The 18,144-nt window shown below is 72.4% G+C and carries 11 protein-coding genes and 1 pseudogene; 6 read left to right on the forward strand and 6 right to left on the reverse strand.

The features are described 5' to 3' along the window. Positions 1-80: 80 nt before the first annotated feature. The gene (locus AB0E02_RS20900) at positions 81-1,034 is read right to left on the reverse strand and encodes a PAC2 family protein (protein ID WP_362141457.1); all 954 of its coding nucleotides are present in this window, start codon (positions 1,032-1,034) and stop codon (positions 81-83) included. A gap of 503 nt (positions 1,035-1,537) precedes the next feature. Between AB0E02_RS20900 and AB0E02_RS20905 the strand changes: the two are divergent. Continuing rightward, positions 1,538-2,008: pseudogene (locus AB0E02_RS20905) on the forward strand (sheath polysaccharide-degrading enzyme); the annotation flags it as partial. 169 nt (positions 2,009-2,177) lie between these two features. On the opposite strand, the gene rpsA reads toward AB0E02_RS20905, so the two are convergent. Then, positions 2,178-3,695, reverse strand: a complete 1,518-nt coding sequence (gene rpsA / locus AB0E02_RS20910) for a 30S ribosomal protein S1 (RefSeq protein WP_310728071.1) — start codon at positions 3,693-3,695, stop codon at positions 2,178-2,180. A gap of 376 nt (positions 3,696-4,071) precedes the next feature. On the opposite strand from rpsA, the gene AB0E02_RS20915 reads away from it, so the two are divergent. Next, on the forward strand, positions 4,072-4,899 hold the full coding sequence (locus AB0E02_RS20915; RefSeq protein ID WP_362141459.1) for a class I SAM-dependent methyltransferase: 828 nt from the start codon (positions 4,072-4,074) through the stop codon (positions 4,897-4,899). A gap of 79 nt (positions 4,900-4,978) precedes the next feature. Continuing rightward, positions 4,979-7,537 (forward strand): ATP-dependent helicase HrpB, encoded by a 2,559-nt coding sequence (gene hrpB / locus AB0E02_RS20920; protein WP_362141461.1) that lies wholly within the window; start codon positions 4,979-4,981, stop codon positions 7,535-7,537. On the opposite strand, the gene AB0E02_RS20925 is transcribed toward hrpB, so the two are convergent. From AB0E02_RS20925 to AB0E02_RS20935, 3 genes are all read right to left on the reverse strand, one after another. Further along, a complete protein-coding gene (locus AB0E02_RS20925; RefSeq protein WP_362141463.1) occupies positions 7,524-8,510 on the reverse strand; it encodes a DUF3068 domain-containing protein in 987 nt (328 codons plus the stop codon). The genes hrpB and AB0E02_RS20925 overlap by 14 nt on opposite strands. Positions 8,511-8,528: 18 nt before the next feature. Continuing rightward, on the reverse strand, positions 8,529-8,663 hold the full coding sequence (locus tag AB0E02_RS20930) for an SPW_0924 family protein (RefSeq protein WP_107052680.1): 135 nt from the start codon (positions 8,661-8,663) through the stop codon (positions 8,529-8,531). 199 nt (positions 8,664-8,862) lie between these two features. Next, positions 8,863-10,671, reverse strand: coding sequence for a lytic transglycosylase (locus AB0E02_RS20935; protein ID WP_362141466.1), 1,809 nt, complete (start codon positions 10,669-10,671; stop codon positions 8,863-8,865). A gap of 151 nt (positions 10,672-10,822) precedes the next feature. On the opposite strand from AB0E02_RS20935, the gene AB0E02_RS20940 reads away from it, so the two are divergent. Then, the gene (locus tag AB0E02_RS20940; RefSeq protein WP_362141468.1) at positions 10,823-11,740 is read left to right on the forward strand and encodes a DUF4184 family protein; all 918 of its coding nucleotides are present in this window, start codon (positions 10,823-10,825) and stop codon (positions 11,738-11,740) included. Between the two features lie 82 nt (positions 11,741-11,822). Here AB0E02_RS20940 and polA read toward each other — a convergent pair whose 3' ends face one another. Then, positions 11,823-14,540 (reverse strand): DNA polymerase I, encoded by a 2,718-nt coding sequence (polA, locus tag AB0E02_RS20945; RefSeq protein WP_362141470.1) that lies wholly within the window; start codon positions 14,538-14,540, stop codon positions 11,823-11,825. A 261-nt stretch (positions 14,541-14,801) separates the two neighbouring features. Here polA and AB0E02_RS20950 point away from each other — a divergent pair, with 261 nt between their 5' ends. Both AB0E02_RS20950 and AB0E02_RS20955 read left to right on the forward strand, forming a co-directional pair. Next, positions 14,802-17,087 (forward strand): FdhF/YdeP family oxidoreductase, encoded by a 2,286-nt coding sequence (locus AB0E02_RS20950; protein ID WP_362141472.1) that lies wholly within the window; start codon positions 14,802-14,804, stop codon positions 17,085-17,087. Between the two features lie 132 nt (positions 17,088-17,219). Further along, positions 17,220-17,693, forward strand: coding sequence for a hotdog fold thioesterase (locus tag AB0E02_RS20955; protein ID WP_362141474.1), 474 nt, complete (start codon positions 17,220-17,222; stop codon positions 17,691-17,693). Positions 17,694-18,144: the final 451 nt, after the last annotated feature.

Consider the following 18,144-nt stretch of genomic DNA (forward strand, 5'->3'; position numbering starts at 1 on the left):
CGACATCCGAAAGAGGACCCGGGGAGGAGCGGGAGGACCGGGCGAGGGTCCTGAGATACGGAGAGAGCGGGGGCGGGGCGTCAGGCGCCGGGCCCGCCGCCGTCGCCCTCCCGTTCTGCCAGGAAGCGCTCGAATTCCCGGCCGATCTCGTCGGCCGAGGGGAGTTCCACCGGTTCGGCCACCAGGCTGCCTCGGGTCTCGGCACCGGCCACCGCGTCGTACTGGTGCTCCAGCCCGCTGACCAGCGCGACCAGCTCCTCGTCGCCCTCGGAGATCTGCCGCTCGATCTCCTCCTGGGTGCGCAGCGCCTCCGTACGCAACGCATGCGCCGGGCCGGGCAGCACCAGGCCGGTCGCCCCCGTCACGGCCTCCAGGACCGTCAGCGCGGCGTCCGGGTACGCGGAGCGGGCGATGTAGTGCGGCACGTGCGCCGCCACGCCGAGCACATCGTGCCCCGCCTCCGCGAGGCGGTATTCGATCAGCGCCTCCGCGCTGCCCGGCACCTGGGCCTCGTCGAAGAAGCTGGCGTGCCCGGGCATCAGGTCGGTGCGGTTGCCGTGGGGGGTGATGCCGACCGGGCGGGTGTGCGGGACGCCCATGGGGATGCCGTGGAAGTTGACCGAGAGACGCACCCCGAGCCGCTCGATGATCTCCTTCACGGCGGCTGCGAAGCGCTCCCACTCGACGTCCGGCTCCGGGCCGGAGAGCAGCAGGAACGGTGCGTCGGTGGTGTCGCGCACCAGCTTCAGCTCGATGCTCGGCGTCTCGTAGGCGCTCCAGCGGTTGCGCTCGAAGGTGAGCAGCGGGCGGCGGGCCCGGTAGTCGATGAGGCGGTCGTGGTCGAAACGGGCCACGACCCGGTGCGGCAGGCCGTCCAGCAGCCGATGGACGATCTGGTCGCCGGTCTCACCGGCGTCGATGTACCCGTCGAAGTGGTACAGCAGCACCAATCCGGCGGAGTCCCTGGAGGCCAGCGCCTCGACCTCCGCGAGCCCGCTCGGCTCCCATTCGTACAAACCCTGGGGATCCAACACAGTGACCGCTCCTCCTCGTTCTCATGAACGGCAACGTGCGGTCGGCCGCCGGCATTCCCGCCCGTGGATATGACCCGGTCCCGTACCGGACAGTTCCCGCCACCACCGGACCCCACCGTTCCGCGACAGGCCGCCCCTGCCGTGACCCTGCTTCGGGAGAACCCGGCCTACTCCCCCTCGCCATTCATGAATTCAACCCCAACTGGCCTACTCCGCTGGCGACTTGATCAACCCTCCCCCTCCCGCCCGAAGGCTTGACGCGCCCACATCCCACCCCTGCCGTCAGCCCGCCAATCGAAGTTCACAAAGGCACCCAATGTTCATACCCAGGAAGAAAGTTGGAGCCCATGCAGTTACCGGTGAGTGGCGCGCCGACCCGCCCCGAGGAGCCTGCCGCCCCGGCGTCCGAGCGGCGCACGTGTCCGGGCCTTCGGCGGTACCGGCGCCCTACTGCTGAGCGCCGCCTCATTGGTCCCGCCAGCCCCCTGGCCGTGGCAGGGCCCATCGGCACTGCGGGCGACACCGACGACAACACCGACGACAACAGCGACAACGTGCAGATCCTCGGCAACACCATCGGCCCCGGTGTCGGCGGCGAGAATATCGACGTCAAGGATGGCACCACCGGCGCGAAGATCAGCGGCAGCACCTTCGACGGGAGCGGGCTGACCGGAGCCCATTTCGACGGCTCATGGGTCGACATCAAGGGCGACAAAGTCCTCGTCGAGAACAACATCGGCAGGCATACCAGCAACAACGGCTACGAGACCGAGACCCACAGCCGGCAGCCGGGCTGGGGCTGCGGCACGGTCTTCCGGGGCAACCGGTCCGATTTGAGCGGCGCCACCGGGTCCGGTCGCTACGGCTTCCACATCACCCACAACGACGCCTCCAGTTGCCCGGTCACCATCGCGCGGGACAGCACCGTCACGGGCGGCGGGGGCGTCGCCAATCCGGGCGTCCCCGTGGGCTGACGCGCCGGCTGATGTGCCGGCCGACGTGCCGGATGCCGCGGCTTGACCCCCGGCATCCGGCACCCGAAACCGCGACACCCCAACCCCAGACCTCACGGCGGCACGGCGAAGGCCCGCTCCCCGAGGGGAACGGGCCTTCGTCGATCAGCTACTGCCTACCGGCGCGAGCTCAGCTCTGGCCGCCGGCCAGCTTCTCGCGGAGGGCGGCGAGCGCCTCGTCCGACGCCAGGGCGCCGGAGTTGTCCGCCGACTCCGAGGAGTACGAGCCGCCACCGGCGTTGCCGCCGCCGGCCTGGCCGCCACCCTGCGCCGCCGGCGCCGCAGCGCCCTCGGCCGCAGCCTGCTCGTCGGCCTCGCGGGACTTGATGACCTGGGCCTGGTGCTGCTCGAAACGCTGCTGCGCCTCGGCGTACTGGTTCTCCCACGCCTCGCGCTGGGTCTCGTAGCCCTCGAGCCAGTCGTTGGTCTCCGGGTCGAAGCCCTCGGGGTAGATGTAGTTGCCCTGGTCGTCGTAGGACGCGGCCATGCCGTACAGGGTCGGGTCGAACTCGACCGCCGTCGGGTCGGCACCGAAGGACTCGTTGGCCTGCTTCAGCGAGAGGCTGATGCGACGACGCTCGAGGTCGATGTCGATGACCTTGACGAAGATCTCGTCGTTGACCTGGACGACCTGCTCCGGGATCTCGACGTGGCGCTCGGCCAGCTCGGAGATGTGGACCAGGCCCTCGATGCCCTCGTCGACGCGCACGAACGCACCGAAGGGAACGAGCTTGGTGACCTTACCCGGGACGACCTGACCGATCTGGTGGGTCCGGGCGAACTGCTGCCACGGGTCTTCCTGGGTCGCCTTGAGCGACAGGGACACGCGCTCGCGGTCCATGTCGACGTCCAGGACCTCGACCGTGACCTCCTGGCCGACCTCGACGACCTCGGAGGGGTGGTCGATGTGCTTCCAGGACAGCTCGGAGACGTGGACGAGACCGTCGACGCCACCCAGGTCCACGAAGGCACCGAAGTTGACGATGGAGGAGACGACGCCGGAGCGCACCTGACCCTTCTGGAGGGTGGTGAGGAAGGTCTGGCGGACCTCGCTCTGGGTCTGCTCCAGCCAGGCGCGGCGGGACAGGACCACGTTGTTGCGGTTCTTGTCCAGCTCGATGATCTTGGCCTCGAGCTCCTTGCCCACGTAGGGCTGAAGGTCGCGGACGCGGCGCATCTCGACCAGGGAGGCCGGAAGGAAGCCACGGAGGCCGATGTCGAGGATGAGACCACCCTTGACGACCTCGATGACGGTACCGGTGACGATGCCGTCCTCTTCCTTGATCTTCTCGATGGTGCCCCAGGCACGCTCGTACTGGGCGCGCTTCTTCGAGAGGATCAGGCGGCCTTCCTTGTCCTCCTTCTGGAGGACGAGGGCCTCGATCTCGTCACCGACGGCGACGACCTCATTGGGGTCGACGTCGTGCTTGATCGAGAGCTCGCGGCTCGGGATGACGCCTTCGGTCTTGTAACCAATGTCGAGCAGGACCTCGTCCCGGTCGACCTTCACGATGACGCCGTCGACGATGTCGCCGTCGTTGAAGTACTTGATCGTCTCGTCGATCGCGGCGAGGAAAGCTTCCTCGTTACCGATGTCGTTGACCGCAACCTGCGGGGTGGTGGCGGTGGTCTCGGTGCTGCTCGTCATGTGGGAAAGGGCTCCGGTACGGACATTGAAGTCGTAGGTACTGCTACGCCGAGAGCCCGTATCGCCTCTGCATAAGCCGGACAGTGTCAGAGACGTTTTCCGCGGAGGCTCGTAAATGCCGAAGCATTCGGAGCCGTCCGAAAACGCCTCAAAACCGAGGGGTGCATACAGATGCGAGCGCGGCCTGCTCCGTCTGAGGCGCGCAAGCCCGCAGCGCAACTTGTAGCATACGGGGGCAGCCGGACACGGTCAATGCGCGAACGCGCACACCCGGGGCAGAGCGCCCCAAAACCGGCACACGCGGTGTTCCGCGAGGCCGAGTGGCCTCACAGTCCCTGCAGCAACAAGCAGAGCGAAGACTACGACGACGGGCGCGATGAACCAAGACCACGAGCCGGAGGCGACCCGCCGTGACGCCTCGGACACCGAGAGCAGCCGGGTCAATCGGGGCTGGTGGGACCGTAACGCGGACGAGTACCAGAGCGAGCACGGCGCGTTCCTGGGGGACGACCGGTTCGTGTGGGGTCCTGAGGGGCTGGACGAGGCGGAGGCGGCGCTGCTCGGGCCGGTCGCCGAGCTGAAGGGCCGCCGGATCCTGGAGATCGGGGCCGGCGCGGCGCAGTGCTCCCGCTGGCTGGCGGCGCAGGGCGCGCACCCGGTGGCGCTGGACCTCTCCCACCGGCAGCTCCAGCACGCACTGCGGATCGCCGATGCCGCGCCGGGGACGCCGGGAACCACCGACCTGGTGGAGGCGGACGCCGGGGCGCTTCCCTTCCGCGACGGCAGTTTCGATCTCGCCTGTTCGGCGTACGGGGCGCTGCCGTTCGTCGCCGATCCCGTACAGGTACTGCGCGAGGTCCGCCGGGTACTGCGGCCGGGCGGGCGGTTCGTCTTCTCCGTCACCCATCCCATCCGCTGGGCCTTCCCGGACGAGCCGGGGCCCGAGGGCCTGTCGGTGGCGGCCTCGTATTTCGACCGCACCCCGTACGTCGAGCAGGACGGGACCGGGCGGGCGGTGTACGTGGAGCACCACCGGACGGTGGGCGACCGGGTGCGGGACGTGGTCACGGCCGGTTTCCGGCTGCTGGACCTCGTCGAGCCGGAATGGCCGGAGTGGAACACCCAGGAGTGGGGCGGCTGGTCCCCGCTGCGCGGGCACCTGATCCCCGGCACGGCGATCTTCGTGTGCGAGGCGGAGGCGTAGCGGCCGGTTCCGGCGGCCGGGGCGGTGCGGCGTCCGGCGGCCGGCGGCGTTGTCGGTGGCGGGCGGCAGACTGGGGGTTGTGATCGCCCGTGACGCCCTCGCCCAGCTGCCCGTACGGACCGCCCTGCCCGCGCTGCGCGCCGCCCTCGACAGGGCCGGCAGCGCGGTGCTGTGCGCCCCGCCGGGCACCGGCAAGACGACGCTGGTGCCGCTGGACCTGGCCGGGCTGACCGGCGCCGGGCCGCGCCGGCGGGTGCTGGTCGCCGAGCCGCGGCGGATCGCGGCCCGGGCCGCGGCGCGCCGGATGGCCTGGCTGCTGGGTGAGCAGGTGGGTGACCGGGTGGGGTTCACGGTGCGCGGTGAGCGGCGGGCCGGGCCGCGTACGGCCGTGGAGGTGGTGACGACCGGCGTGCTGCTGCAGCGGCTGCAGCGCGATCCGGAGCTGGCCGGGGTGGATGTCGTGGTGCTGGACGAGTGCCATGAGCGGCATCTGGACGCCGACACCTCCGCGGCGTTCCTGCTGGACGTGCGGGAGACGCTCCGCCCGGAGCTGCGGCTGGTGGCGGCGTCGGCGACGACGGACGCCGAGGGGTGGGCCGGGCTGCTGGGCGGGGCGTCGGGACCGGCCCCGGTGGTGGCGGCGGCGGGCGTGTCGCATCCGGTGGAGACGGTGTGGGCGCCCCCGGAGCGGCCGGTGCGGCCGGCGCACGGCCTCCGGGTCGATCCGGCGCTGCTGACGCATGTGGCGGGCGTGGTGCGGCGGGCGCTGCGCGAGCGGACCGGGGACGTGCTGTGCTTCCTGCCCGGTGTCGGGGAGATCGGGCGGGTCGCCGGGGAGCTGGCCGGGGTGGACGCCGAGGTGCTGCAGGTGCACGGCCGGGCGCCGGCCGAGGTGCAGGACGCCGTACTGGCGGGCGGGGACGGCGTCCGCAGGGTGGTGCTGGCGACCTCGGTGGCGGAGTCCAGCCTGACCGTGCCGGGGGTGCGGGTGGTGGTCGACAGCGGGCTGGCGCGGGTGCCGCGGACGGACCATGCGCGGGGGCTGAGCGCGTTGACGACCGTACGGGCGTCCCGGGCGGCGGCCCGGCAGCGGGCGGGACGGGCCGGGCGGGAGGCGCCGGGCGTGGTCTACCGCTGTTGGGCACAGGGCGAGGACGGGCGGCTGCCGGCCTTCCCCGACCCGGAGATCAGGGTGGCCGATCTGACCGCGTTCGCGTTGCAGGCGGCGTGCTGGGGCGATCCGGACGCGAGCGGTCTGGCGCTGCTGGACGCGCCGCCGGCCGGGGCGCTGGCCGCGGCCCGGGAGGTGCTGACGGCGGTCGGCGCGGTGGACGCGGAGGGCCGGGCGACGCCGCGGGGGTCTCGGATGGCGCGGATGGGCGTGCATCCCCGGTTGGCGCGGGCGCTGCTGGACGGCTCCGCCGAGGTCGGGGTGCGGCGGGCGGCGGAGGTGGTCGCCCTGCTCAGCGAGGAGCCGCCGCGGGCGTACGGGGACGATCTGGCGGAGGCCTGGCGCACCGCGCGCCGGGGCGGGGACGGCTATGCCGCCAGGTGGCGGCAGGAGGCGCGGCGGCTGGCGGCGGCGGTCGGTGAGCCCGGCGCTGCCGGGGCCGCGGAGGCGCCCCGTGGTGACGGCGCGGGGCGGGGCGCGCCGGACGACGCGGTGGCGGGGCTGGTCGCCGCGCTGGCGTTCCCGGAGCGGGTGGCCCGGGCGCGCGGGGCCGGCGGCTATCTGATGGCGTCGGGCACCGGTGCCGAGCCGGGCGGGGAGGGTTCGCGGCTGCGGGACGCGCGGTGGCTGGCGGTCGCGGTGGCGGACCGGCCGGTGGCCGCGGCGTCGGCGCGGGTGCGGCTGGCGGCGGTGATCGACGAGGACACCGCGTGTGCGGCGGCGCGGGCGCTGTATTCCTCGGGTGAGGAGGTGCGCTGGTCGGACGGGGACGTGGTGGCGCGGCGGGTGGAGCGGCTGGGGGCGATCGAGCTGGCGGTGCGGCCGCTGTCGGCGCCGGATCCCGAGCTGGTGCGGGAGGCGGTGGTGGCGGGGCTGCGCCGGGAAGGGCTCGGGCTGCTGCGGTGGCCGGCGGGCGCGGTGGCGGTGCGGCAGCGGATGGCGTTCCTGCACCGCGAGCTGGGCGCGCCGTGGCCGGACGTCTCGGACGCGGCGTTGCTCGCGCGGGTGGAGGACTGGCTGGGGGTCGAGCTGGGCCGGGCGCGGCGGCGGGCCGATCTGGAGCGGGTCGACACGGGGGCGGCGCTGGCCCGGCTGCTGCCCTGGGCGACCGGTGACGCGGCCCGTTTCGACGAGCTGGCACCGGAGCGCATCGAGGTGCCGAGCGGTTCCCGGGTGCGGGTGGACTACGGCGGGGAGCAGCCGGTGCTGGCGGTGAAACTGCAGGAGCTGTTCGGCCGGCAGGAATCCCCGCGGATAGCCGGCGGGCGGGTGCCGGTACTGGTGCATCTGCTCTCGCCGGCGGGGCGCCCGGCCGCTGTGACGGCCGATCTGGCGTCGTTCTGGCGGGACGGGTACCGCGCCGTGCGCGCGGAGCTGCGCGGCCGCTATCCCAAGCACCCCTGGCCGGAGGACCCTTCGACGGCCGAGCCGACCCGGCACACCACCGCGCGGCTCAGGCGGGGCTGAGGGCGGGTTCCGCGTCGGTCTTCGGGGTGGCCGGGCGGCGGCTGCGGGCTTCGAGGTGGAGGCTCAGGGCGAGCAGTGCGGCGCCGAGGGCCAGGAAGCCCCAGGGGAGGTAGCTGGTCAGGAGCAGGACGAGGGTGCGCTGGGACGTGACCAGGGCGACGGTCGCGTCGACGTAGTCGGCGCGCATCCTGACGTGGCCGGCGAAGGCGGTGACCTTGCCGCCGCCGGGCAGGAGGTCGCCGCCGCGCAGCTCTTCCCGGTGGATCTCCTCGCCGTTGACGGGGGCGCCGGTGACCGGCTCGACCCAGAACATCCGCCTGGTGGTGTACCAGCGGGTGGTGCCCATCTTCTCGACGGCCTCGGGGGTGATGCCCTTGACCGGCATCTTCTTGGGCAGCGGGACCTTGGTCCAGGGGATGGTCTGCTCGAAGTAGTAGACCTCCAAGCCGCGGAAGGTGCGGGTGCCCTTGTAGTGGATGGGGGCCGAGGTGCGGGTCTGGGCGTCGAAGTAGGTGTAGTCGCGTTTCTCGGTGAGGAACGGCCATTTGTACTCGATGCCGGTGCGGTGCACGGGGTCGCCGTCGACCATCTCGCCGGTGGCGTGCACCGGTTCCTGGGAGTGGGCGTCGAAGATGTAGCGCTCGGGGACCTCGGAGACCATCTTGCCGTCGGGGCCGGCGACGTAGGAGAGGGCGTCCCAGACGACGACGTCGCGGCCGGCGGTGCGCTCGATCCGGTCGGAGGCGGCGACGTCGCCCTTGAGGGTCTGGACGATGGTGACCTTGGGGACCGTTCTGGCCTTCATGGTGCCGTAGTCGAGGAGGGTGGCGGGCCGGGCCTCCAGGACCATGTCCTGGTACTGGCCGGGCGGGATCTTGGCGAGTCTCGGGAAGGCGTACCACCGCAGCAGCGGGGAGAGTGCGGTGAAGAAGACGGCGACGGCGAGCAGTACCAGGCTGGCGGTGCGGCGCATGGCGGGGGCGTCCCTCCCTCAGGGGTGTGCGGGGACGGTGGTGAGCAGCGGCTTGGGTGAGGTGGTGCCGCTGGGGGCGCCGACGGCCGTGACGGTGAGAACGAGGGCGAGTGCGGCGGCCAGTCCGGCCGCGGCGGCAATCAGGGCGCGCATGGTCGCCTCCCGGCACATCTGATACGGCGTCAGGGCGGGGGCACCGTAGCAACGGGCGGCCGAGATGAGAACCGCTGCCGCCCGAGCGCATGGGGCACCGCCGTCCTGCCCGGGACGGCGGGCAGGACGGCGGTGCGGGCCGGGCGGGGGTGCCGGGCCGGCCGGGGGCCGCGGCCGGGGTCGCCGGCCGCCGGTGTGGTCAGGAGGCGGCCGGGGCGGCGACCTTCAGCTTGACGGTGAGGACGGCGCCGTCGTCGGTGGTCAGCCGCAGCAGGAACGTCCCGGTGTGCGAGTCGGTGTAGATCTTCGGGAGTTTGAGCAGGCCGTCGGCGTCCGTGGTCAGCCCGGCGAGGGTGCGGACCGGCTTGTCCTTGTTGTCGGCGGTGGCCTTCGGGTCCTTGAAGTAGGGGCCCCGGTCGTTCTCCACCGGCTTGTCGGGGTCGTCGGTGACCATGGTCGCCGTGACCGGCACGCCCGCCGCGATCTTGCCCTGGTAGGTCGCCGTGATCTCGACGGCGTCCTCGGCGAAGGCCTTCCCGGCGGTGGCGGTCAGCTCCTTGTCCGAGGTGCGGGTGAGGGTGTCGGCCTTCGGCGCCGGCTTGGCCTTGACGGTGGCGTCGAAGGTGACGGCGGGCAGGGTGCGGCCGACGGCCGTCGCCCGGAGGCGGAAGTCGCCGGTCTGTTCGCCCGCGTGCAGGGTGGGCGCGGTGGCCAGGCCGTCCTTGCCGGTGGTGACGGTGGCGGTGGTGGCGTTGCCGGGGAAGCGGGCGTCGGTGCCGGCGGGGAGGGTGAAGCGGATCCGGGCGCCGGCGACGGGCTTGCCCGCGGCGTCCTTGGCGCGTACCTGGGGCGCGGTGGCGAAGTCGGTGCCGGCGGTGGCGGTCAGGTCCTGGTCGCCGACGCGGGCGAGGGCGGTGACGGGGCGGGGCTCGGCGGGTGCCGGGGTGCCGGGCCGGGGGGTGCCGGGGGTGGGCTTCGGGGTGGGGGTGGCCGGGGTGTGGCCGGAACCGGAACCGCCGGGTCGGGCGGGCCCGTTGGGCTCGGGCCGGGGCTTGGCGGGTGTGCCGGAACCCTTGTCGTGGGGCCGGCCCTGGCCGGTTCCATCGCCGGGGTGGTCGCCCGCGTGTCCGGTTCCGTGCCCGTTGCCGGTCTTGTGGCTGCCGCGGTGGTGTGCCGGGAGGACGCCGTGGCCGTCGGGCACCTCGTAGGTGCCCTTGCGGTAGAACGTGTACCAGGACAGCACGGTGCGCAGGTAGTCGGCGGAGTTGTTGTAGCCGAGGACGGCGCGGTCCAGGTCGCGGGGGTCCGACAGGTCGCGGCCGTCGGCGCAGAGGTAGCGGCCGGCGGCGAGCGCGGCGTCGTAGACGTTGTTGGGGTCCTTCTTGCCGTCGCCGTTGCCGTCGGCGCCCCAACCGCCGTGCTGCGGGCCGCCCTCGGACCAGGTGGAGGGGATGAACTGCATCGGGCCGACGGCGCGGTCGTGGGTGGTGTCGCCGTCGTAGCGACCGCCGTCGGTGTCGAGGATGCGGGCGAAGCCGTGGCCGTTGAGCTGCGGGCCGAGGATCGGCCGGAGGGTGGTGCCCTCGGCGTCGACCGCGCCGCCGCCGGCCTGGCCGGATTCGACCTTGCCGATACCGGCGAGCAGTTGCCAGGGCAGCCGGCAGCCGGGGTCCTCGGCGTCGAGGCGGGACTGGGCCTTCTTGTAGGCGGCCAGGACGGTGGCGGGGATGCCGGCCTGGGCGGGCCCGGTGATGACCCGGGTGCCGCCGTCGGGGTGGGAGTGGGAGGAACGGCGGGGCGGCGCCGGGCTGTTGTGCGGCGGCAGGTCGGAGTAGTACGTCGTGCCGCCGTCGATGGGGGTGTCGACCGGCGGGGAGGGTTCCTGTTCCTTGGCTGCCTTCGCGGTGGCGTCCGGCGACTGGGAGGCGGTCAGGGCGGCGAGGACGAACGCCGCCACGGCCGTCGAGGCCGCTCCCCTGCGAAACCGCCGCCGGAATGTGGCTGCCATACGTGGTCCCCTCCGCGTTGACGCACCGCGTTTTCTGACGCGGTGTCGCGCTCCCCGGCGCTCCAACTCAGGCGACACTACGACAACTCGGGCCCGGCATCTACCACCTCATCGGACACATAATGATCTGAATCGATCGAGGGGTGCTGTCATGCCATTCACGCTCAGCCATGCCGCGGCCGTGCTGCCGGCCGTCCGGCGGACCGGTACGGCCCGCGGCCGGCTGGTCGCCTCGGCGCTGGTGGCGGGGTCGTTCGCGCCGGACATGACGTACTACGCGGACACGCTGGTGCCGGGCGGGATGGAGTTCGGCGCGGTCACCCATGCGCCGTCCGGGGTGCTGACGGTCGATGTGCTGATCACCGCAGCGCTGGTCGGCGGCTGGCTGGTGGTGCGCGACCCGCTGCTGGCTCTGGTGCCGGCGGCCTTTCGGGGGCGGGTGGCGCTGTGTGTCCGGGGCCGCCCGTGGCGTGCACGCCGTCCCCGTGAACTCGCCGCGTCGGCCGGCTGGTTCGTGCTCTCCGCGGTGCTCGGCTCGCTGACCCATGTGGTGTGGGACGCCTTCACCCACCCGGGCCGCTGGGGGACGCGGCTGGTGCCCGGCCTGGACCGGGTGGTGGGCGGGTGGCCGGTGCCGACGTATCTGCAGTACGGCACCTCGGCGCTGGCGATGACCGCGCTGGTGTGGTTCGGGTGGTCGGCGCTACGGGCCGCCGGGGCCGCCGACCCCGCGGTCCGGGCCGCCGCCGCGGCCACCGTGCCCGTGCTGTCCGTACGGCTGCGGCTGCTGCTCGTCCTCCCGCTGTCGGCGTGCGTCCTGGCCGGCGCGGTGCACCGCGTCCTGCGGGCGCACGCCGACTACGGGGACAGGGCGGTGTGGTTCGACTATCTGCCGACCGCACTCTTCGGCGCGGGCGCCGGCCTCATCGTCGGGCTGTTGCTCCACGGCCTGGCGGTACGGCTGCTGGACCGGCGGGCACTCGGCGGGCGGCCGGCCGATGGCCCGCTGCCCGCCGCGCGGACCGGTGCGGCGGCGGACCCACGGGAGGCGGTGCGCGCCACCGACTGAGGCACCCTCGCGCGGCACCGGAGCCCCCGCCCGCAGCGGCTCCGGCTGCCGCTTTCGGTCGGCGGGCCCCGCCGCCCTCCCGTCAGTGCGCCGCCGACTCCCAGTCCTTGCCCGAGCCGACCGAGACGTCCAGCGGGGCGCGCAGCTCGACGGCGTCGGCCATCTCGCGGCGGACCAGCTCCTCGACCTGCTTGCGTTCGCCGGGGGCCACCTCGACGACGATTTCGTCATGGACCTGGAGCAGCATCCGGGACCGCAGCTCCGCGGCCCGCAGGGCGATGTCGACCCGCAGCATCGCGATCTTGACGATGTCGGCGGCGGTGCCCTGGATCGGGGCGTTCAACGCCATCCGCTCGGCCATCTCGCGGCGCTGGCGGTTGTCGCTGTTGAGGTCCGGCAGATAGCGGCGGCGGCCGAGCATCGTCTCCGTGTAGCCGGTGGCGCGGGCCTCCTCCACGACGCGGCGGAGGTAGTCGCGCACCCCGCCGAACCGCTCGAAGTAGGTGTCCATCAGCTTACGGGCCTCGTCGGGCTGGATGCCCAGCTGCTGGGAGAGGCCGAACGCCGACAGCCCGTACGCCAGGCCGTAGGACATCGCCTTGATCTTGCGGCGCATCTCCGGGTCGACCGCGGTCTTGTCGACCGAGAAGACCTGGGAGGCGACGGTGGTGTGCAGGTCCTCGCCGGAGGTGAACGCCTCGATCAGGCCCTCGTCCTCGGAGAGGTGGGCCATCACACGGAGCTCGATCTGGCTGTAGTCGGCGGTCAGCAGCGACTCGAAGCCCTCACCGACGACGAAGCCGCGGCGGATCGCCCGGCCCTCGTCCGTCCGCACCGGGATGTTCTGCAGGTTGGGCTCGGTGGACGACAGCCGGCCGGTGGCGGCGACGGTCTGGTTGAAGGTGGTGTGGATCCGGCCGTCCGCGCCGATGGTCTTGATCAGGCCCTCGACGGTCGTGCGCAGCTTGGCCTGCTCACGGTGGCGGAGCATGATCACCGGGAGTTCGTTGTCGGTCTGCGCGGCCAGCCAGGCCAGCGCGTCGGCGTCGGTGGTGTAACCGGTCTTGGTCTTCTTGGTCTTCGGCAGGCCCAGCTCACCGAAGAGGACCTCCTGGAGCTGCTTGGGCGAGCCGAGGTTGAACTCATGGCCCGCGGCGGCGTGCGCCTCCTTGACGGCCTGCGCGACCGCCCCGGCGAACTGCTGCTCCATCCGCTCCAGCCAGCCCCGGTCCGCGGCGATCCCGGCCCGCTCCATGCGGGCCAGCAGATCGCTGGTCGGCAGCTCCACATTGCGCAGCAGATCGGCCGCGCCGACCTCGGCGAGCTTCGTCTGGAACGCCGTCCCCAGGTCGAGGACCGTACGGGCCTGCGCCATCAGGGCGTCCGCCTCGGCCTGCTCGTCCGCGCCGAACGCCAGCTGGCCGTCGCCGGCCGCGGCCGGGGCGAGGTCCCGGCCGAGGTACTCGATGGAGAGCGCGTCCAGCGCGAAGGAGCGGCGGCCGGGCTTGACCAGATAGGCGGCGAGGGCGGTGTCCATCGTGACGCCCTCGATGCGCCAGCCGTGCTCGCCGAAGACCCGCATCAGGCCCTTGGCGTTGTGCATCACCTTCGGGCGCCCGGGGTCGGCGCTCCAGGCGGCGAACGCCTGCTCGTCGGCCTCGTCCAGCTGCGCGGGGTCGAACCAGGCGGCCGGCCCCTGCGGGGTGGCGAGCGCCACCTCGGCCACGCTGCCGCTGCCCAGCGTCCAGACGTCGACGGTGGAGACGCCCAGCGGTCCGGTGGCGTGTTCGGCCAGCCACGGGGCGAGCTCGCCGGTGGCCAGGACCGTGCCGTCCACCTCGACGCCCGGGGCCGGCGAGGCCTCCTCGGCGGCCTCCACCGAGCCCGGGTCGACGGCGTGCAGCCGGTCGCGCAGGCCCTGGTTGCGGATCTCGAGAGCGTTGAGGAACACCTTGAGGGCCTCGCGGTCGTACGCCTCGCGGGTCAGCTCCTCGGGGCCGCACGGCAGCTTCACATCGCGCACCATCTCCGTCAGCAGGCGGTTGCGCTTGACCGACTCCAGGTGGTCGCGGAGGTTCTGACCGGCCTTGCCCTTGATCTCGTCGGCCCGCTCCACCAGTTCCGCGAACGAACCGAACTGGTTGATCCACTTCGTGGCGGTCTTCTCGCCGACGCCGGGGATGCCGGGGAGGTTGTCGGACGGGTCGCCGCGCAGCGCGGCGAAGTCCGGGTACTGGGCGGGGGTCAGGCCGTACTTCTCGAAGACCTTCTCCGGGGTGAACCGGGTCAGCTCCGAGACGCCCTTGGTGGGGTAGAGGACCGTGACGTCGTCGGAGACCAGCTGGAAGGAGTCCCGGTCGCCGGTGACGATGGAGACGTGGAAGCCCTGGGCGACGGCCTGCTCGGTGAGCGTCGCGATGACGTCGTCGGCCTCGAAGCCGTCCACCGCGAAGCGCTTGACCCGCATCGTGTCGAGCAGCTCGCCGATCAGCTCGACCTGGCCCTTGAACTCGTCGGGGGTCTTGGAACGGTTCGCCTTGTACTCCGGATACTCCTCGGAGCGCCAGGTCTTGCGCGAGACGTCGAAGGCGACCGCGAAATGCGTGGGCGCCTCGTCACGCAGGGTGTTCGCGAGCATCGACGCGAAGCCGTAGATCGCATTGGTCGGTTGACCGGTGACGGTGGTGAAATTCTCCACGGGCAGGGCGAAATACGCCCGGTATGCCATGGAATGCCCATCCATGAGGAGCAGGCGGGGACGACCGCCCGCCGCCGCCTCGGTGCCGGTCGCTTCGCTCATCTTCGCTGCCTTTGCTGCCACGCCCCCGATCCTGCCACGGCCCACTGACAATCCCCGCCGCGACGGCCCCCGCCCCCGCCCCGCCCCCGCCCCGCACACCCCCTGCCGCCCCTCGCCCCGGCCCCCGCCGCCCTGCTCCCGCACCCCGCCCGCACTCCCCTACACCGCCCGCCCCGGTCCGTGACAGGATCGGATGTGCACGACAACGATCCGCCGCGCCGGCGGAGCGAGCAAGAAGCTCACGGCTCACAGGAGAGCGCCATGGCAGGCAAGCCGCCCGCGTCCGACCCCGTCCAGGACGCGCCCCAGGTCAGCGCACCCCAGCACTCCGCCGTAGGAATGCCGGCGATCACCAACGCCCTCAAGATCTCCCAGCAGCAGATGGGCGTCCGCCGCACCGCCCTGACCCTGCTGCGCGTCAACCAGCCCAACGGCTTCGACTGCCCCGGCTGCGCCTGGCCCGAGCCCGACAAACCGCACACCGCCGAGTTCTGCGAGAACGGCGCCAAGGCCGTCGCCGAAGAAGCCACCCTGCGCCGCGTCACCCCGGACTTCTTCGCCGCCCACCCGGTCGCCGACCTCGCCACCCGCAGCGGCTACTGGCTCGGCCAGCAGGGCCGCCTCACCCACCCCATGTACCTGGACGAAGGTGCCGACCACTACGCCCCCGTCACCTGGGAGCGCGCCTTCGACATCATCGGCGAGGAACTGACCGCCCTCGACTCCCCCGACGAGGCCGTCTTCTACACCTCCGGCCGCACCAGCAACGAGGCCGCCTTCCTCTACCAGCTCTTCGCCCGCGAATTCGGCACCAACAACCTGCCCGACTGCTCCAACATGTGCCACGAGTCGTCCGGCTCGGCCCTCACCGAGACCATCGGCATCGGCAAGGGCAGCGTCCTGCTGGAGGACCTCTACAAGGCCGACCTGATCATCGTCGCCGGCCAGAACCCGGGCACCAACCACCCCCGCATGCTCACCGCCCTGGAGAAGGCCAAGGCCGGCGGCACCAAAATCATCTCGATCAACCCGCTGCCCGAAGCCGGCCTGGAACGCTTCAAGAACCCCCAGACCCCGCGCGGACTGGCCGGCGGCGGCACCGCCCTGACCGACCTCTTCCTCCAGGTGCGCCTCGGCGGCGACCAGGCACTCTTCCGCGCCCTCAACCGCGGCATCCTCTCCACCGACGGCGCCCTCGATACGGACTTCATCCGCGAACACACCCACGGCTTCGAGGAGTTCGCGCAGGCGGCCGAGGCCGACGACGACTGGGACGCCACGCTCGCCGCCACCGGCCTGACCCGCGACGAGATCGAACGCGCCCTGGAGATGGTCCTCGCCTCCCGGCGCACCATCGTGTGCTGGGCGATGGGCCTGACCCAGCACAAGCACTCCGTCCCCACCATCCAGGAAGTCGTCAACTTCCTCCTCCTGCGCGGCAACATCGGCCGCCCCGGCGCCGGCGTCTGCCCCGTACGCGGCCACAGCAACGTCCAGGGCGACCGCACCATGGGCATCTTCGAACGGCCCGCCCCCGCGTTCCTCGACGCCCTGGAGAAGGAATTCGGCTTCGCGCCCCCGCGCGAACACGGCCTCGACGTCGTCCGCGCCATCCGCGCCCTGCGCGACGGACAGGCCAAGGTGTTCTTCGCCATGGGCGGCAACTTCGTCTCCGCCACCCCCGACACCGACGTCACCGAGGCCGCGATGCGCCGCGCCCGGCTCACCGTCCACGTCTCCACCAAACTCAACCGCTCGCACGTCATCACCGGCGCCCGCGCGCTGATCCTGCCCACCCTGGGACGCACCGAGCGCGACCGCCAGGACGGCGGCGAGCAGTTCGTGACCGTCGAGGACTCCATGGGCATGGTGCACGCCTCCCGCGGCCGCCTCGAACCGGCAGGCCCCCAGCTGCTGTCCGAGCCCGCCATCGTCGCCCGCCTCGCCCGCCGCGTCCTCGGCCCCGGCAGCGCCACCCCGTGGGAGGAGTTCGAGAAGGACTACGCCACGATCCGCGACCGCATCGCCCGCGTCATCCCCGGCTTCGACGACTTCAACACCAAGGTCGCCCGCCCCGGAGGCTTCGCCCTGCCGCACGCCCCCCGGGACAGCCGCCGCTTCCCCACCGCCACCGGCAAGGCCAACTTCACCGCCGCACCCGTGGAATGCCCCACCGTCCCCGAAGGCCGGCTGCTGCTGCAGACCCTCCGCTCGCACGACCAGTACAACACCACCATCTACGGCCTCGACGACCGCTACCGCGGCATCAAGAACGGCCGCCGGGTGGTGCTCCTGCACCCCGACGACGCCCGCGCCCACGGCCTGGCCGACGGCGACTACACCGACCTGGTCAGCGAATGGACCGACGGCAGCGAACGCCGCGCCCCCGGCTTCCGCGTCGTGCACTACCCGACGGCCCGCGGCTGCGCCGCCGCCTACTACCCCGAGACCAACGTCCTCATCCCGCTCGACCACACCGCCGACACCAGCAACACCCCCGCGTCCAAGTCCGTGGTGATCCGCCTGGAGAAGACCCCCACCGACTGACGCCCACCACGGCGGCCCGCACCACGCCGGCCACCGCGAACACCCCACCCCGCGCTGAGCGCTCGCTCAGCGGCCTGATAGGAACGGGCACGGATCGACGACGATCACGGGCGAGCGAACGGAGCCGTAGGCATGGGCGAGCAGACCACCACCGAATTCCCGCAGGAGACCCTCGACCAGTGGGCCGGACTCGGCATCGACCTGCCCGCACTCTTCTCCGCCGGACACCTCGGCGAGCGGATGGGCGTCCAGGTCACCGAAGCCGCACCCGACCGCGTCGTGGGCACCATGCCCGTCGAGGGCAACACCCAGCCCTACGGCCTCCTGCACGGCGGCGCCTCCGCCGTACTGGCCGAAACCCTCGGCTCGGTCGGCTCCATGCTCCACGGCGGCCCCACCAAACTCGCCGTCGGCGTCGACCTCAACTGCACCCACCACCGCGGCGTCCGCTCCGGACTCGTCACCGGCGTCGCCACCCCCGTACACCGCGGCCGCTCCACCGCCACCTACGAGATCGTCATCACCGACGAACACGGCAAGCGGGTCTGCACCGCCCGTCTGACCTGCATGCTGCGCGACGTCGACACCGACGCCTACCGAAGCTGACCGGATCAGGACGGCCCACGCCGCCCACCACCACGGCCCCGCCCCTTGCCCAGGGTGCGGGGCCGCACACATTTCCGTAACGCTGCGTAACGCACACGCAATACCGCCTCAACCCGCACACCCCGGACCCCGTGCCACCACTGGCCCCGGCCCACCCCATCCGATAGCCGGACACCCTCCGGCGGTCGCACCGCGCAACCACCCACGGAAGTGCGAGTTCACCTTCCGCGCCGCGTTCGCTCCACCTGTAAGGACCATGACGGCAAAACGCTCATCGCTGGTCATAACAAGAGCGTCACATCCTGGCCAGCGCCTCTGCCGACGCGACGAACACCGCTCTAGAGTCACCGCCAGTCACCGCGCCGCCGGGCGCGCTGCGAGCACGGACGCCATACCAACCGTGCAGCCCGGCGCGCGAATCGGCCATGCGACAGCCGTGGCCGCGCCAGGG

The sequence above is a fragment of the Streptomyces sp. NPDC048196 genome, from assembly GCF_040652715.1.
In the GTDB taxonomy this organism is placed as follows: domain Bacteria; phylum Actinomycetota; class Actinomycetes; order Streptomycetales; family Streptomycetaceae; genus Streptomyces; species Streptomyces siderophoricus.

Bases quoted from the DNA above. Each gene is read 5' to 3' on its own strand.
- rpsA (WP_310728071.1), bottom strand. From the start codon at position 3,695: ATGACGAGCAGCACCGAGACCACCGCCACCACCCCGCAGGTTGCGGTC.
- AB0E02_RS20915 (WP_362141459.1), top strand. From the start codon at position 4,072: ATGAACCAAGACCACGAGCCGGAGGCGACCCGCCGTGACGCCTCGGAC.
- AB0E02_RS20925 (WP_362141463.1), bottom strand. From the start codon at position 8,510: ATGCGCCGCACCGCCAGCCTGGTACTGCTCGCCGTCGCCGTCTTCTTC.
- AB0E02_RS20930 (WP_107052680.1), bottom strand. From the start codon at position 8,663: ATGCGCGCCCTGATTGCCGCCGCGGCCGGACTGGCCGCCGCACTCGCC.
- AB0E02_RS20935 (WP_362141466.1), bottom strand. From the start codon at position 10,671: ATGGCAGCCACATTCCGGCGGCGGTTTCGCAGGGGAGCGGCCTCGACG.
- AB0E02_RS20940 (WP_362141468.1), top strand. From the start codon at position 10,823: ATGCCATTCACGCTCAGCCATGCCGCGGCCGTGCTGCCGGCCGTCCGG.
- polA (WP_362141470.1), bottom strand. From the start codon at position 14,540: ATGAGCGAAGCGACCGGCACCGAGGCGGCGGCGGGCGGTCGTCCCCGC.
- AB0E02_RS20950 (WP_362141472.1), top strand. From the start codon at position 14,802: ATGGCAGGCAAGCCGCCCGCGTCCGACCCCGTCCAGGACGCGCCCCAG.
- AB0E02_RS20955 (WP_362141474.1), top strand. From the start codon at position 17,220: ATGGGCGAGCAGACCACCACCGAATTCCCGCAGGAGACCCTCGACCAG.